The sequence below is a fragment of the Pseudohalioglobus sediminis genome (assembly GCF_008370495.1).
Taxonomy (GTDB): Bacteria; Pseudomonadota; Gammaproteobacteria; order Pseudomonadales; family Halieaceae; genus Halioglobus.
On the sequence record NZ_VTUX01000009.1, the window covers coordinates 82,405 to 96,665 of the forward strand.

The 14,261-nt window shown below is 59.9% G+C and carries 13 protein-coding genes; 7 read left to right on the forward strand and 6 right to left on the reverse strand.

Going from position 1 to position 14,261, the window contains the following annotated elements; genetic code table 11:
• Positions 1-134: 134 nt before the first annotated feature.
• On the forward strand, positions 135-1,352 hold the full coding sequence (locus F0M18_RS16865) for a hypothetical protein (RefSeq protein WP_149612638.1): 1,218 nt from the start codon (positions 135-137) through the stop codon (positions 1,350-1,352).
• Positions 1,353-1,457: 105 nt separating this feature from the next.
• On the opposite strand, the gene F0M18_RS16870 is transcribed toward F0M18_RS16865, so the two are convergent.
• Together F0M18_RS16870 and F0M18_RS16875 are read right to left on the reverse strand one after the other, a co-directional pair.
• Positions 1,458-2,876, reverse strand: coding sequence for an amidohydrolase family protein (locus F0M18_RS16870; RefSeq protein ID WP_149612639.1), 1,419 nt, complete (start codon positions 2,874-2,876; stop codon positions 1,458-1,460).
• Positions 2,877-2,965: 89 nt separating this feature from the next.
• The gene (locus F0M18_RS16875) at positions 2,966-4,219 is read right to left on the reverse strand and encodes a dipeptidase (protein ID WP_149612640.1); all 1,254 of its coding nucleotides are present in this window, start codon (positions 4,217-4,219) and stop codon (positions 2,966-2,968) included.
• Between the two features lie 318 nt (positions 4,220-4,537).
• Here F0M18_RS16875 and F0M18_RS16880 point away from each other — a divergent pair, with 318 nt between their 5' ends.
• On the forward strand, positions 4,538-6,217 hold the full coding sequence (locus F0M18_RS16880) for an OprO/OprP family phosphate-selective porin (RefSeq protein WP_149612641.1): 1,680 nt from the start codon (positions 4,538-4,540) through the stop codon (positions 6,215-6,217).
• A 20-nt stretch (positions 6,218-6,237) separates the two neighbouring features.
• Here F0M18_RS16880 and F0M18_RS20140 read toward each other — a convergent pair whose 3' ends face one another.
• Positions 6,238-6,555, reverse strand: coding sequence for an Lrp/AsnC ligand binding domain-containing protein (locus F0M18_RS20140; RefSeq protein ID WP_262500982.1), 318 nt, complete (start codon positions 6,553-6,555; stop codon positions 6,238-6,240).
• A gap of 176 nt (positions 6,556-6,731) precedes the next feature.
• Here F0M18_RS20140 and F0M18_RS16890 point away from each other — a divergent pair, with 176 nt between their 5' ends.
• From F0M18_RS16890 to F0M18_RS16900, 3 genes are all read left to right on the forward strand, one after another.
• A complete protein-coding gene (locus tag F0M18_RS16890) occupies positions 6,732-7,019 on the forward strand; it encodes a DUF3302 domain-containing protein (protein WP_149612642.1) in 288 nt (95 codons plus the stop codon).
• Complete coding sequence (locus tag F0M18_RS16895) at positions 7,016-8,008, forward strand: HlyD family secretion protein (protein ID WP_188109773.1); 993 nt, start codon at positions 7,016-7,018, stop codon at positions 8,006-8,008. The genes F0M18_RS16890 and F0M18_RS16895 overlap by 4 nt, the downstream gene beginning before the upstream one ends.
• A 143-nt stretch (positions 8,009-8,151) precedes the next feature.
• Positions 8,152-8,613: a lipocalin-like domain-containing protein gene (locus F0M18_RS16900; protein ID WP_188109774.1), complete on the forward strand. Its 462-nt coding sequence runs from the start codon at positions 8,152-8,154 to the stop codon at positions 8,611-8,613.
• Between the two features lie 29 nt (positions 8,614-8,642).
• On the opposite strand, the gene F0M18_RS16905 is transcribed toward F0M18_RS16900, so the two are convergent.
• Positions 8,643-9,785, reverse strand: coding sequence for a cytochrome P450 (locus F0M18_RS16905; protein ID WP_149612645.1), 1,143 nt, complete (start codon positions 9,783-9,785; stop codon positions 8,643-8,645).
• Between the two features lie 169 nt (positions 9,786-9,954).
• On the reverse strand, positions 9,955-10,716 hold the full coding sequence (locus F0M18_RS16910; protein ID WP_149612646.1) for an SDR family NAD(P)-dependent oxidoreductase: 762 nt from the start codon (positions 10,714-10,716) through the stop codon (positions 9,955-9,957).
• A 168-nt stretch (positions 10,717-10,884) separates the two neighbouring features.
• Between F0M18_RS16910 and F0M18_RS16915 the strand changes: the two genes are divergently transcribed.
• Complete coding sequence (locus F0M18_RS16915) at positions 10,885-11,895, forward strand: AraC family transcriptional regulator (protein WP_188109775.1); 1,011 nt, start codon at positions 10,885-10,887, stop codon at positions 11,893-11,895.
• Positions 11,896-11,914: 19 nt separating this feature from the next.
• Here the strand turns inward: F0M18_RS16915 and F0M18_RS16920 are convergent, their stop codons facing one another.
• Positions 11,915-12,421 (reverse strand): 2,4'-dihydroxyacetophenone dioxygenase family protein, encoded by a 507-nt coding sequence (locus tag F0M18_RS16920; protein ID WP_149612648.1) that lies wholly within the window; start codon positions 12,419-12,421, stop codon positions 11,915-11,917.
• Positions 12,422-12,644: 223 nt separating this feature from the next.
• Between F0M18_RS16920 and F0M18_RS16925 the strand changes: the two genes are divergently transcribed.
• On the forward strand, positions 12,645-14,258 hold the full coding sequence (locus tag F0M18_RS16925; RefSeq protein WP_149612649.1) for a sodium:solute symporter: 1,614 nt from the start codon (positions 12,645-12,647) through the stop codon (positions 14,256-14,258).
• Positions 14,259-14,261: the final 3 nt, after the last annotated feature.

The window sequence follows — 14,261 nt, forward strand, 5'->3', positions numbered from 1 at the left end:
CTGGTGAAAAGATTTAGCATATCAGGACAATTCACGCACCCGCGCAATCAGCGCGACCCAGAATTGCTGGCGGCCATAGTAAAATGCCGTTACCAGCATAGACAACGTATTTACTGGAAGAGGCGCAGAGCGCAGTGAAGGACACTATCTACATATCGTTTTTATTCCGGCCCACGTTGCTGGTGTTTTTTGTACTGATTGGTATTTCAGGGGCTGCACGCGCGGATACCTGGCAACCCGTAACATCGCCGGAACAGTTGCAGCAGATCATGTCAGACACCCGGATGAGTGCGACACTCAAAGAAGGAATTACGGCGACCGGCCAATACAATGCGGATGGAACCGGCACCGTCAGTGCATGGGGTGAGACGTTCCAGCGCCGTTGGCACATCAACGCCGACAACACGCTCTGCATTGACTACGGCAAGCGGCAAGACTGCTTGAAAGTGGAACAACACACGACACGCGACGGATTGTATCGCGCCACTAACCTCGCCACTGGAGCAAGCCAGGAATTTTCTGTGCAGCGGCAGGGGGAGCCCCTGGTGCTGACGTCCCCAGCTGCACGCCAGGGCAGCGCCGCAGCACCCTCGGCAGACGAGCTGGCGAAATCCCTGGCCAACCCCAACACACCGTTGGCGACGCTCAACTTTAAACTTCAGTATCGAACCTTTGACGGCGACCTGCCCGGTGCCAGCGATGAAAGCGGTACCAGCCTGTTGTTCCAGCCGGCTTTTCCCTTCCCGCTGGATAACGGTGACACGGTATTCTTCCGCCCTGCATTCCCTATCCAGTTCGACCAGTCAATTTTTGAGGGGGAAGCAGGATTCGATTCCGTCAGCGGCCTGGGAGACATCGCCTTCGACCTGGCTTACGGCCGCACCAACAAGGAAACCGGCCTGGTCTGGGCAGCGGGTATGATCGCCTCCTTACCTACGGCCACCGAGGACGAGCTGGGTTTTGATCGCTGGACTGCCGGCCCGGAACTCCTCGTCGCGAAGCTCTCGGCCAACGCCGTGCTGGGAGCCCTGACTACTTACCAGACCGACTTCGCAGGTTCCGGAGACCTGGACGTGAGCACATTCACCGTGAATGCCATCGCCATTTTTCTCCCGGGCGGCGGCTGGAACGTCGGTACCGTGCCCATCATGACCTATGACGAAGAAAACAGTCAGTGGACCGTGCCCGTAAACCTGCAGGTAGGCAAGACCGTCATCCTGGGCGGCAGGCCGTGGAAATTCGGAGTCGAAGTCAATTACTACGTCGAGCAGGCGGATGCTTTTGGCCCGGAGTGGATGGTCGGCTTCAACTTCGGCCCGGTGGTTGACAACATTTTCGCCGGCTGGTTCTAGTGTGCTGCCTGTTTAGTACGCGGGGGGGCCAGCTCAGCCGCCACCTCCTCGCGCATCACAAATTTATGATTCGAGGCCCTTTTAACGGCGCCCGGATGTATGCAACTACAGGGTATTCTTGTAGATCGTGCCGTCTTTCATGATAACCCGTATAGGCTCAACTTCCGGCCCACGGGGCGGCGCATCCAACCACTGGTGATGACCGCCAATCGCGGTGATGTCTTCCAGTGGGTTGCCGTCCACGATCAGGATATCGGCATAGGCCCCTTCCTCGATCACGCCCAGCTTGCCAGGGTAAGGGTTATTCTCCCCGGTCAGGGCGGCCAGTTCCCCGCCCGTTGAAGTCAGGGCTTTCAGAGCTTCAAAATTGCCGATGCCCTGGGCGAAGAACCACTTTTCATGGTCGATATGGGCGCGCATTCTGGAGCCGGTGGTGAAAACGATATCGGTGTTGAATACCGTCTTGGGCTTGACCTTCTTGAGCACGTTGAACAGGTTCTTACTGCTCTCCATAAACGTCAGCACCTTAGGGTACTGGGGCCCGTTGGGGTTACCGTAAACGGGGTGCTTGAGCAGGTCCCTGTTCATCGCTGCAGTATTGGGGGAAATAAATGCGCCTTTAGCTTTTAGGTTTTTTGCGGTCTTTTCGCTGATGAACTGGGCATGGTCGAATACCTTGATGCCGAGATCCAGGCCGCGCTGGATGTGCTTGTCGCGGTATACATGAGCCGAAACATAGGTATCCCACTGCTCCGCGGCCTCGACAGCGGCGCGCACTTCATCGGGGGTGAACTGGATGGAGTGTAGTGGATCCTTTTCTGACGATACGCCGCCGCCGATCATCATTTTCAGGTAGTCGGCTCCACCGGCAAAATTGAGTCTGGAGGCCTCCAGTACTTCCGGCCTGCCATCCGCCACGCGAGTAATGCCGAGATTAATGGTACTGGCCTTGTCCCGGTCAAACTGTCCCACTGCGGACGATTCATGGCGAAAATCCCCGTGCCCTGAAGTCTGGGACAGGCAGCCACCACTCAGGTACAGACGCGGACCCGCAATCAGGCCCTTGTCGATCACCTTGCGCATACCGTGGTGCATGCCACACATATCGCGGGCGGTGGTGAAGCCGTTCTTCAACCACTCCTGAGCAGCGTAGACCGCATAAGCGCCGATCTCTTCCCAGGTCTTGCTTTCCAGCCCGGCCGGTCCGCCGTCCACCATCATGTTGAAATGCACATGGCTATCGATCAGCCCCGGCATCAAGGTGCGACCACCGCCATCGATCACAGTAGCGCCGGCGGCGGAGATACTCGAGTCGGACACGCTCTTTATCAGGTTGCCCTCCACCAGGACATTCTGGTCTCGGTAGAGTTTGTTATGCGTGCCGTTAAACACGTTCACATTGGTAAACAGGGTCTGGGGAAGCGCTGCCTCGCCCTCCGCTGCCATGCCAAGGGAGGCCGAAAGACCGCCGCTGATCGCCAGGGTGGCCAGCAGCAAATTTCTAACAAAAGATCTTCTTCGCATATTAGAGTTCACTCCGATTGATATCCATGAATTGCCAACCTATCCCCGCCAGTGCTGGGATGACATGTACGGGCGGAGATAACGAATAATTACTCCCAGTTTGCCTTGTAAACACGCAGCAGGTTTTCGCCAAGAAAACCGCGAATTTCCGCTTCGGTCCAGCCATAGGTGTCTTCCAGCTCGCGCACTACACCCCATACCTCACCGGGCTTACCCATATGCGATGGAGTGGCGTAGCCCATCTCGACGGGGAAGTTCTTCGGGTTGCGCAAAATCCACAACAGGGTATCGGCGTAGTTGTAGACATAGTCAGAACCGTGACACAGGGCCTCTGGCCCCACCAGGTTGCGGATGTACTGCACGTGCTTGGCGATATCGTAGGGACGCGCCAGTCCCTGGGGATTGAGGAAGCCGCCGATGAAATTCACACAGATCACCCCCCCGGTAGCAGCTACGGCCTTGACTGCCTGGTCGGACACGTTGCGGTCGATCGGCTGATAGGTCATCAGGTTGGAGTGGGACAATATCATCGGTTTGCGGGTCATGGCCGCTGCTTCGATGCAGGTCTGGTTACTGGAGTGGGAGCAGTCCACCACAATGCCCAGTTTGTTCGCCTCCTTGACCACCGCTTCGCCCGGCCCGTGCACCCCCTGATCGGTACCATCGCTGTTGGAAACGCCGCCGTCCGCGTAGGGGGTATCAATGTTATAGGTGAAGTTCAGCTGCCGCAGGCCAAGCTTATGGTACTCGCGCAGGTTGGCGATGGCCTCTTCCTCGTTGCCCTCGGCCCCCAGCGGCATCATGCTCTGGAAGTTATGCATCACCGCCAACTTGCCGCTCTTGCGCGCCTTTTCGATGTCATCAAGGCCGAAAACCTGTACATACCGGTCGTCCCGCTCTTTCCAGTACTGGTTGACCCCGGCCATGCGTTCTTTAACCACCTCAGGAGTGTCCTCCGGCGGCCCGTTGGTGATGGTGGCGGAAATAAAGTTGAACTTGTTGTCGATGGAGTGCTGGATCGCGGTCTCGTACAACTCGGCCGAAAACCCGGCTGGGAAACCCGGGGCGCCGACGAACAGGCTGTCCATAACAATGGCCTTGCGGTAGCGCTTCTGCAGCTCCGCATCTTTGGCCCGCTCCGCCTCACTGCGCGGCTCCGCCACCTCCACCAGGTAGTCGATATAGGCGGGGAATTCCTTCTCCTCCGTGGGGCGAGGCTTCATCTCAAAATCGGTGCGCGAGGCACCCGGTGAAGCCAGCATTTCGTCCACCATATGCTCTTCAGCCACTGTAATAACGCTGAACAAGAGAGTTGAAGCCAGTGCCATCGAATTCATCTTCATCTCTTTTCTCCTTTCTAGTGAGGGGCGACAATACTGCACATCGATGCGCTGAAGGATACACAGGCTTGCGCAACATCGACTTATCAGTTCTGGACATTTTTAAGCTGCCAGGGCTATGAAAAGCATCAAGCCGATCAATGTCTCTGGTTTAATGCAGCGGTCATTAAATGCAAAGCGAGTCGTCAGAGGACGGGAGACATCCTATTTTGCGCAGGCAACAGTGTCGCTTCGGTGATTTCGCAATGGCGGCAATTCCGTCAGTGAAAAAGTCACGCTACTACTCATAACCCGGCTCTAAGAACCAGGACTCAGATCTCCATGAAGATTCAGATCACACTCACTGCCCTGCTTATCGGGCTACTACTTCCCGCCTTGGGTTTCGCCCAACCCGCAAGTGACAGGTCCGATGAAAGACCAGTGCAAAGCTACGAATCCATTCTGTTGCGCAACGTGACCCTGATCGACCCGGACGCTGTTGGGCAGACCGTGCAGGTGAATGTCCTGATCCGGGACAACAAGCTGGAACTGGTCTCCGAGGACCTGATTGCCCTGGATGAGGCGGAAGTCACCCTGGATGCCCGCGGCGGCGTCGTGCTGGGCAAGATGACGCTGGGAGAGCCCGCCAGTTTCATGGTCATGGATGGCAACCCACAGCAGGACATCGACATCCTGCTCGATACCAAGGCTCACAATCTGTTCGCCATCAGGCGCGGCGAAATAGTGCGGAACCGTTTGGAAATGATTACCGAGGAGACCCCGGAGGAACGCAAGCGTAGCCAGACCGGCTGGCTGGCCTATTCTCCACCGCCGCTGGCGGTGCCACTCGACTACAACGACCCCAGCAAATTCAACCGCTTCGATACCAAGGCCGCATCCGGCATCTTCGCAGCAGCGGTGGTACTGGATCGCATGTACTGGGTGGACCAGGACGGGGACAGCTTCAGCCAGGTCGGGGACCTGGAAGCCTTCGACGGCGGCGAGATTCGCGGTTTGCGTGCAGGCGGGGTCGGCACCATCAATTTTGATAAACCCTGGGTATGGACTGTGTTCGGTGCCACTCACGCCTTTGACAAAGGCTTCGACGTACGCGAAACCGACGAATTCACTTTCTTCGACGTGCGCCTGGACATCCCGGTGTGGGAGAAAGCGAGTTTTTCTATAGGCAAGCAGAAAGAACCGATTTCCATGGAAAGGATTATGTCCATGGCTTACCTTCCCCAACAGGAACGCTCAGCCGCGGCAGACGCACTACTTCCCTCCCGCAATGTGGGCCTGGTCATGTCCGGCTCGATACTCAACGATCGCGTTGTGCTGGCGGGCGGTGCTTTCAATAGCTGGCTGGACAAGGACCAACCAGATTCTTTCAGCGACAATACGACCAACTACGCCGGGCGTGCCACCTGGGTGCCCTTTGAGGACGAAAGCCAGAGCACGCTGCTGCACCTGGGGATGGCCTATCGCTACTCCGATGGCAAACAGGGCGCCATCGTTACCACCGAACCCGAGTTCAACCAGTCACCCGATTTTGTCAGCAGTGAATTCTTCGATGTCGACAGGATAGACACCTACCAGGCCGAGGCATCGCTGCGCTCCGGTCCCTTCTGGCTGCATGGTGAATGGATACGCGCGGATACCGAGTCCCCTTCCATGCTGGACCCCACAGCCGAGGGCTATCACGTCAGCGCATCCTGGGCACTGACCGGGGAAATGCGCGATTACAACAAACGCGTGGGCGTGTTCAACCGCCTGCCCATCGCACGCACGGTGCACCAGAACGGCGTGGGCGCCTGGGAACTGGGTGTCCGCTACAGTGCCCTGGATGCCAACGACGGCCTGCTGGAAGCGGGTGACATGGACATCTGGTCAGCCGGCATCAACTGGTGGTTGACGCCCTACTTCAACGTCAACCTGAACTACCGCTATATCACGCTGGACAAGGATGGCCTGGAGGGAACCAGCCAGGGCATCAATACCCGGGTGGTGCTGATACTTGAGTAAGCAAACATGAAGACGAGGGCTTAAATCGGGAGCTCAGTGGTCTGCTTTATTTCTTCCATTACAAAGCTGGCGCTGACGTCGAACAAGTCGGCCCTGATCAGTTGCTGGTACAACTTGTCGTAGCCGGCCATATCCCTCACTACCGCCTTGATCAGGTAATCCACTTCTCCTCCCATGCGGTTTACCTCCAGTATTCCCGGGATGTCCTGCACCACTGACTCGAAATGGTTGGCCCAGCGCTCGTAACGCCTGCGCTGGTTCGTCCTGCCCCAGGAAATAGCCCGATCCGCTGCTTGCCAACCAGGTCTACTGTCGACCCTGTAGGCTTTACGAAGCATGAGCCGCGCCCGCTGTCACAGCACTGCCCTTTTTGCAGCGCAGGCGCAGAAAGTGTTAGCGTAACGACCTGCTGGATAGCGTTGATGCTGTCCACCGGTTCCAACCCCCGCTGGTCGCAAGGGTTGTTGAGCTACCGGGCACGTTGCCACTATCCGTTCTGACAGGAGACCAGGGAATGGGACTACAGATTTTTGCATTGGTGGTACTGGGCGTATTGGTCGCCGCTGCCATCTGGTTGATCGTGATCATAGGGAACATTCCCGGCAACATGGCCCGCGCTGCCAACCACCCGCAGGCAGACGCCATCAGCACCCTGGCCTGGATAGGCCTGCTGACCCTCGGACTGGGCTGGTTCATCGCGCTGGTATGGGCAAGGATGAAGCCGGTCCTGCCCACAGCGGAACTCGAGCAGCGCATTGCAGCGCTGGAAGCGCAACTGGCCAACCGGGAGGTGCAGTCGTGATTGCGTTTATCTCGATCATATATGCCAGCCTCTACATCATCATTTTTAATAAACTCGGCCTTTTGAAAAAGACCGTGGGCAATATCTGCGCCTTCGCCGGCGTGGGTGTGGTGATGATCGCTGCCATTGTTTTCATGTGGTACACCTTCGCCCCGATCAGCAATGACGCCCGAATGTTCCGCTACATCATTCCCATTGTGCCCAACGTGAGAGGCGAGGTGGTTGAAGTACCCATACAGGCGCTCCAGCCCCTGGAAGCGGGCGATGTGTTGTTTAAAATTGACCCGGAGCCTTTCGAAATTGCCGTACGCCAGCTGACCGCACAGGTGAACGTGCATGAAGCCGAGAGGCGCCTGGCAGAGGTCAATGTCGAGCGCGCCAAGAGCCTGCTGAAAGTGCAGGCCGCGGCCCAGATCGATCTGGATACCTGGACAGCCAATCGCGACAAGGCGATTGCCGCCATCGAGGCCACCGAAGCACAGCTGGACAATGCCCGCTGGCAGTTGCAGGAAACCGTGGTGCGCGCCCCCGGCCCGGGGCATGTCGTCAACCTGCAGGTACGTCCGGGGAACGTGGTCACCACCGTGCCCGTGGCATCACCCATGGCCTTTGTCTCTGACGAAACCAATACCGTGCTCGCCAGTTTCAGCCAGAGTGCCGTGCGGCGCATAAACGTGGGCGATGAGGCCGATGTGGTGTTTGTCGGCAAGCCCGGCCAGACCTTCGCGGGCAAGGTCGAGCGCATCGTTGCCGCCAGCGGCCAGTCGCAGATGAGTGCCAGCGGGCAGCTGCCCAGTTTCACCGGCGCACCGGTCACCGACCGCTGGGCCGTTGCCATAAGCCTGGACGACGAGGAGTTGGCCCGCAGCTTGCCCCAGGGCACCGCCGGCACCGTGGCCGTGTATACGAACGCGGGCAAGCCCGTGCACGTGATCAGCAAGGTCGCCATGCGCATGAGTGCCTGGCTGAGTTACCTCACCTCGCCCTGAGGCGCTGTTGCCGCGCCATGGCGGTGGCAATCCGGCAGACTCGAACTCAATGGTCACCGACTATACTGGTGCTCCAGGGCAACGGCTTGTGACAACACACCGTGGCCATGTTTTCTTTTGCAAACTGTGTGAGGTTGCAAGGCATGAGTGAACAACAGCACGAAGCAGCGGAGCATCTCGTCGGCGTCTGGTCCCTGGTCAGGTCGGAATTTCGCACGGCGCAGCAGCAAGTGATGTATCCACTGGGTGAGGACGCCGTCGGCCAGGCAATCTTCACTCGCTCGGGTCATATGTCCGGGCAACTTATGCGCCGGGAACGCGCCAACTTCGCCTCGGGCAACCAGCTCACGGGCACACCGGAGGAAGTACAGGGCGCGTTCCACGGATACGTTGCCTACTTCGGGCGCTACGAGGTGGATGCGGGGCAAGGCACTGTCAGCACCCATGTTGAGGGCAGCCTGTTTCCCAACTGGACGGGCGGCGTGCAGCTGCGGTACTACCAGGTGACGGCGGAGCAACTGGTGCTGACCACGCCGCCGATCCCGCTGGGAAATGATGAGATTACCGGGGTGCTCACCTGGCAGCGGGTGACGCCAGTTGCGTAACCCGCCGGCCCGGCCGCGATCAGGAACTGTCAGGCGCGAATGGTGAGCGCGGCATAACCGCGGGCCCAGTGTGACAGGCGCCAACGCGATTCGATGATCTCGTACTCGGGGTATTTCTGCAGCAGGCGCGGGAAAAATGCGCGCGCCTCTGCCCGGGCGATATGCTGCCCGACACACTTGTGCAACCCGAAGCCCAGGGCGAGATGATCCTTGTTGGCGCGTTCAATATCGAAAGCTTCGGGGTCAGGGTAATGCTCCGGGTCGTGGTTGGCCGCCGCGAACACCAGGCTGATCTCTGAGCCGGCGGGAATCACGGTATCGTGCAAGGTGAGGTCAGCCGTGAGGCGCCGCGGCAGGCCCTGCGCGGGAGGTTCCATACGCAACATTTCTTCGATGGCGCCGTCGAGCAACTGCGGATTCGCAAGCAGTTTGCGGCGCTGCTCCGGAAAGCGCGCCAGCAGGCCGGTGCCATTGCCGAGCAGGTTAATGGTGGTATCCACCCCGGCAAAACCCAGGCAGTTGGCGAAAATCGTGACCTCCTCCGCCGTCAACACGCCCGCCTGTTCTCTCGCCACCAGCCAGCTCAGGTGATCGTCTCCCGGATGGCGGCGCTTTTCCTCCAGCACCTGCTGGATCATGGCCGCGAAGTCATCCAGCAGCTGCAAGGCCACCGTCGCGCTGGGCTCATCGTCCGATGCCGGATCCGCTCCCATCAGTATCTTGCCGAGTTCGTGCCAGTGGCCCGCCTCTGACTCGGGGAAGCCGAGGAAGCGGGTCATGAACTGCTGCGGCAGGCGCAGGATCACGCTGTGATAAAGGTCGATATCGCCCGTCGCCGGCAGTGCGTCGAACAGTTCGTCGGCGATGGACTCGATCATCGGCGCCAGGCGCTCCGCCACGCCGCGATTGAATTCGCCGATCACCCCCTTGCGCACGGTAGCGTGAAGCTCGCCATCACTGGTGGCCAGGCTGGGAATGTAGCTGTGACCGGTGTCGCCGTTCAAGGTACCCTCCGGGTGACGCAGCAGCCGGCGCACATCATCGTAGCGGGTAATCATCCAGATATTGCGACTGGCATCGAAGTAGACCGGGTGCTCCCGCCTCAGGATGTCATAGCGGTGATAGAGCTCGTCGTGATACTCCGGTGACAACACATCTACGATGGCGTTCATGCAGTGGCCCCTCCTGTCGCGCAATAACGATCTGTAACCGCACTATAGTACCCCAACTTATCCAGTGCAGGTCCTCATCGCCAGGCCCTTGCGACGAAGGCTGTCACCCACCCGGACTCATCGCGCCGCCGAAGGTCGCGGCACGACACCGGCTGATCCTGTGGCGCAATCAGTCCAGCAACGGGTACTTGAAGTTCACGAAGCCATCGTCGCCGTTGACGGTGGTGCCGTTAATGCAGTTGGCGTCCGACGAAGCGAGAAAAGCGAACACCCTGGCGATTTCCTCGGGCTGGGTGAAGGTATCGCGCATATGCTCACGCCGGATGTGCTCCCACAACCCCAGGGCCTCGTACTGGCGCAGCATGGGTGTGTCGACGCGCCCGGGCGCCACCGCCACCACACGGACATTGTGCGGCGCGAATTCCAGCGCGGCGCACTTGGTCATCATGTCTACCGCCGCCTTGCTGACGTTGTAAACGAACGACATCTCCGCCGCCATCTGACCGTAGACGGAAGACGTGTTGAGAATCACGCCGGGCCTGCCCAGCTCCACGAATTTCCTGCCCGCCGCCACCAGGCCGTGATAAACGCCTTGCTGATTGACCGCGGTAGTGAGTTCCCAGTCCTGCTCAGGGTCATGCTCCAGCAGCGGCTTGGGCAGCCCCACACCGGCATTGTTGACCACGATATCCAGCGTGCCGAAGGCGGCCACCGCGGCGTCCATCATGGCTGTAACCTGGCCATAATCGGTCACATTACAGGCCCAGGCGGCGACAGCATCGCCGTAGTCATTGGCCACGGCGTCCACTGAGGCCTTGTCGAGGTCAACGGCCATGACCCGCGCGCCTTCCTCGACAAAAATCCTGACGATTTCGCTGCCGATACCCCCGGCAGCGCCAGTGACGATTGCAACCTTGTCCTTCAATCTCATCTTCTCACCTCATTCTTATGCCATTGTTCGGTTATGCAACCAGGCTGCTCGCCTGACCATGGCCATCACGTTACCGCCCGGGCGCGGAATTCTCTTGACCCTTCGCGAATCAATCTTGATATATTGCGAATCGATAACAGCGCTAACGAGATCGAGGTAGCAGTCGCCATGTCCCTGGTACGCAGCGGCGCCCTGGAAGGCTACGAGAAACAGGTCAAGCGGCTGGGCGGCAATCCGGTGCAATTGCTGTCCCAGGTAGGGCTGTCGCCCGCCCTGCTGCGCAATCCCAATACCTATATTTCCTACAGCAAAATGATCGAGCTGCTGGAAGTGAGCGCCCGGGCCTGCGCCGAGCCCTGCCTGGGCCTGCTCATGTCGCAACAGCAGACGTCCGCCATCCTCGGGGACCTGAACATGACCGTGTTCCGGCAACCAACGGTCGGCGACGCCATAGCGACGGTCAGCCGTCACCTCTACCTGCACGCACGCGGCGCGCGCCTGCAGCAGGAGCCGCAGGGCGACAACACCCTGCTGGCCCTGAGCATCGACATCAACAGCCCGCTGGGCATGGACCAGACCATGCAGTTGAGCGTTGGGCAGCTGGGCAACTTTATGCGCGAACTCCTCGGCAGCGCCGACTCCGGCTGCAAGGAGTTACTGCGGCAACCGGCACCTGCCGCCGGGCAGAGTCGGGTGTCGGCACAACGCCTGTCGCGCATCGAGTTCGGCGCTCGCGCCGACGGTGTGAGATTCCCCAGCCACTGGCTGCAGGCGCAACCGCGCTTCGATGAGGAACGCATCAGCGAACACCTGAACAGCTATCTCGGCACACTGCAGCAGCGCTACCCGGACAATTTGCGTGACCAGGTAAAAGACATCATCGGGCAGTTACTGTCGTCCGGGGAGTGCAGCCTGGAACAGGTGGCCTCCACCCTGAACCTGCAATCCCGGGTGCTGCAGCAGCGCCTGCAGGCCAGCGGCACCCACTACGGGGAATTATTGCGGGAAACGCGCCAGGATATCGCCGAGCAACACCTGCGCCACGGCTCGCTGTCAGTCACCGACCTGGCACTGCAACTGGGCTTTGCCGAGGCCTCGGTGTTCAGCCGCAGCTTCAAGTCCTGGACCGGCCAGTCCCCGCGGGCGTGGCAGCGGCAGCACGGGACGCAAAGCCCGTAGCGGCCACTGCAGGCGGATTTCAGTCGCAGGAGTAAGCGGCTTCCGCACCCGGCTTGATGTACCTGGGCACGCCCAGACCCTGTGCTTTGGCAGCTTCGAGTACCATTTTTTCAATCCAGCCGGCATCCATGATGTTCACGAAGTTGCCGTCCTCGTCAAAGTTCACGTTGCAGCCATTGATCACCATAAAGCCGTCAGCGCCCTCGCCATCCGCGTCCGTGGCGAAGGTGTGCACGGAGCCGCCTGGCTCGTAGAGGTAACAGCCGGCAGTCTGTGGCTGGTCGGGATACTCCAGGTAGTGCCAGCTGCCGGCAGTGGTGTAGAAATGCACCGTGCCGGTGTGGAAGTGCTTGGGCAATACGATACCGGGGTCGAACCTGGCGCGAATCACCCACACGCCATTCTCCGGATCCAGGAACAGCGGCCAGATGTGGACGCCCGGAAGGGCGTTCTCAACCATGGGCAAGGTGCTGGTGTCCAGGGTGAGTAAAAAGTCCTGATGATGAACGATGTCGGGCAGTGCCATGGTGAATCTCCTGTGCTTGTTATCTGCGGTTATTGCTCACTGTGGTAACACTATAGCGGTTAGCAGCTGCTAAAAACTTGGCGTTTCCCGAAGCCAACTTGATATTTTACGAATGCCATCCCTCGCCGCTTACCACCCAATGCGGTCTTGCCCACGCTGGCATTGCCGCGGGCTCCACGATAAGTTGTCAGCACACCTTTTACACAGAGCCCGCCACCCGCGTATGAACGCACTGATCACGCCGCTGGACTGGACTATTATCGGCACCTATCTCGCCGCCCTGATCCTGCTCAGCGCCTGGCTGTCACGCTCGCAGCATTCACGTGGCGACTACTATGTGGCGGGCCGGGAAACCGGCCCCTGGCCCATCGCCATATCGATCATGGCCACCCAGTGCTCCACCAACAGCATCCTTGGCGCGCCCGCATTCGTGGCGTTTGCCGCAGGTGGCGGCTTGATCTGGTTGCAGTACGAACTGGCAGTGCCCCTGGCCATGGTCCTGGTGATGGTGTTTCTCCTGCCCCTGTTCCGCAGCCTGTCGCTGATCTCGGTATACGATTACCTGGAGCGACGCTTCGACCTGCCCACCCGGCTCTGGCTCAGCGGGTTATTCCAGGTACTGCGCGCATTTGCCACCGCGGTGACCGTGTACAGCATCGCGCTGGTGGTGGAACTGATATCCGGGCTGTCGTTTTTCTGGTCGGTGGTCCTGCTGGGACTGATGACCGTGATCTACGACGTCATGGGCGGCATCCGCGCGGTAATCTACAGCGACGTTATCCAGATGGTGATCCTGGTGGCGGTCCTGCTGCTGTTGTTTGGCCTGCTGCTGGACGCTATCGGCGGCCCCCGGCAGCTGCTGGCCGGTTTACCGGAAGAACGCAGGACGGCCATTGATTTCGCCCATCACGGCCTCGGCGACGGCCGGGATTTCGCTTTCTGGCCCATGCTCTTCGGCGGCCTGTTTCTCTATGTCTCCTACTACGGCTGCGACCAGAGCCAGGTGCAGCGCGAACTCTGCGCGCGCTCGGTGGATGATGGCAACCGCGCCCTCTTCCTCAACGGCCTGCTGCGCTTTCCGCTGGTATTGCTGTACTGCCTGATCGGCGCCGGGCTGGCGGTCTACGCCAGCGCCGAGCCGGGTTTCCTCGCCTCCCTGCCCGCCAACGGTGATACCCCCAACTACAACCTGGCGGTGCCGCAGTTCATGCTCCAGCAACTGCCCGCAGGGGTCGTGGGCATTGCGATGGTGGCGCTGTTCGCCGCCGCCATGTCGTCACTGGACAGCGTCATCAACAGCCTCAGCGCCACCACCATGGAAGATTTCGTGCGCCGCTTTCACGCCGGCGACAGCTGGTCCGACGCCCGCGAACTCTGGTGCTCCCGCGGCCTCACCGTGGCCTGGGGTGTCGTCACCCTGGGCATGGCCTTCCACGTCGGTGACATCGCCGATACCGTGCTGGTGGCGATCAACAAGATCGGCTCGCTGATCAACGGCCCGGTGCTGGGTGTATTTGCGCTCGGCATCCTCACCCGCCGCAGCAATGGCACCGGCGCCAGGGCCGGGCTGCTGGCAGGCTTTGCGCTCAACCTGCTGTGCTGGCAGTTCCTGCCGCAGCTGTCCTGGCTGTGGTGGAACGTGTTCGGCCTGGCCGCCACTGTGCTGGTGGGCTACGGCGTCAGCCGCGCTGGCGCGCTACCCGCGCAGGACCTGTCGGAACTGGTGTGGAGTCGCGCCCGCTATGCCAGCTTCGGTTTTACTCGCAACTGGTGGCCACGCTACCTGGTGCTGCTGGGCTGGTTTGCCGCACTGCTAATGTTACTGACACAGTTCTGACCA

Coding starts and splice junctions, on each gene's coding strand:
- F0M18_RS16870 (WP_149612639.1), bottom strand. CDS start 2,876: ATGCGAAGAAGATCTTTTGTTAGAAATTTGCTGCTGGCCACCCTGGCG.
- F0M18_RS16875 (WP_149612640.1), bottom strand. CDS start 4,219: ATGAAGATGAATTCGATGGCACTGGCTTCAACTCTCTTGTTCAGCGTT.
- F0M18_RS16880 (WP_149612641.1), top strand. CDS start 4,538: ATGAAGATTCAGATCACACTCACTGCCCTGCTTATCGGGCTACTACTT.
- F0M18_RS20140 (WP_262500982.1), bottom strand. CDS start 6,555: ATGCTTCGTAAAGCCTACAGGGTCGACAGTAGACCTGGTTGGCAAGCA.
- F0M18_RS16890 (WP_149612642.1), top strand. CDS start 6,732: ATGGGACTACAGATTTTTGCATTGGTGGTACTGGGCGTATTGGTCGCC.
- F0M18_RS16900 (WP_188109774.1), top strand. CDS start 8,152: ATGAGTGAACAACAGCACGAAGCAGCGGAGCATCTCGTCGGCGTCTGG.
- F0M18_RS16905 (WP_149612645.1), bottom strand. CDS start 9,785: ATGAACGCCATCGTAGATGTGTTGTCACCGGAGTATCACGACGAGCTC.
- F0M18_RS16910 (WP_149612646.1), bottom strand. CDS start 10,716: ATGAGATTGAAGGACAAGGTTGCAATCGTCACTGGCGCTGCCGGGGGT.
- F0M18_RS16915 (WP_188109775.1), top strand. CDS start 10,885: ATGTCCCTGGTACGCAGCGGCGCCCTGGAAGGCTACGAGAAACAGGTC.
- F0M18_RS16920 (WP_149612648.1), bottom strand. CDS start 12,421: ATGGCACTGCCCGACATCGTTCATCATCAGGACTTTTTACTCACCCTG.
- F0M18_RS16925 (WP_149612649.1), top strand. CDS start 12,645: ATGAACGCACTGATCACGCCGCTGGACTGGACTATTATCGGCACCTAT.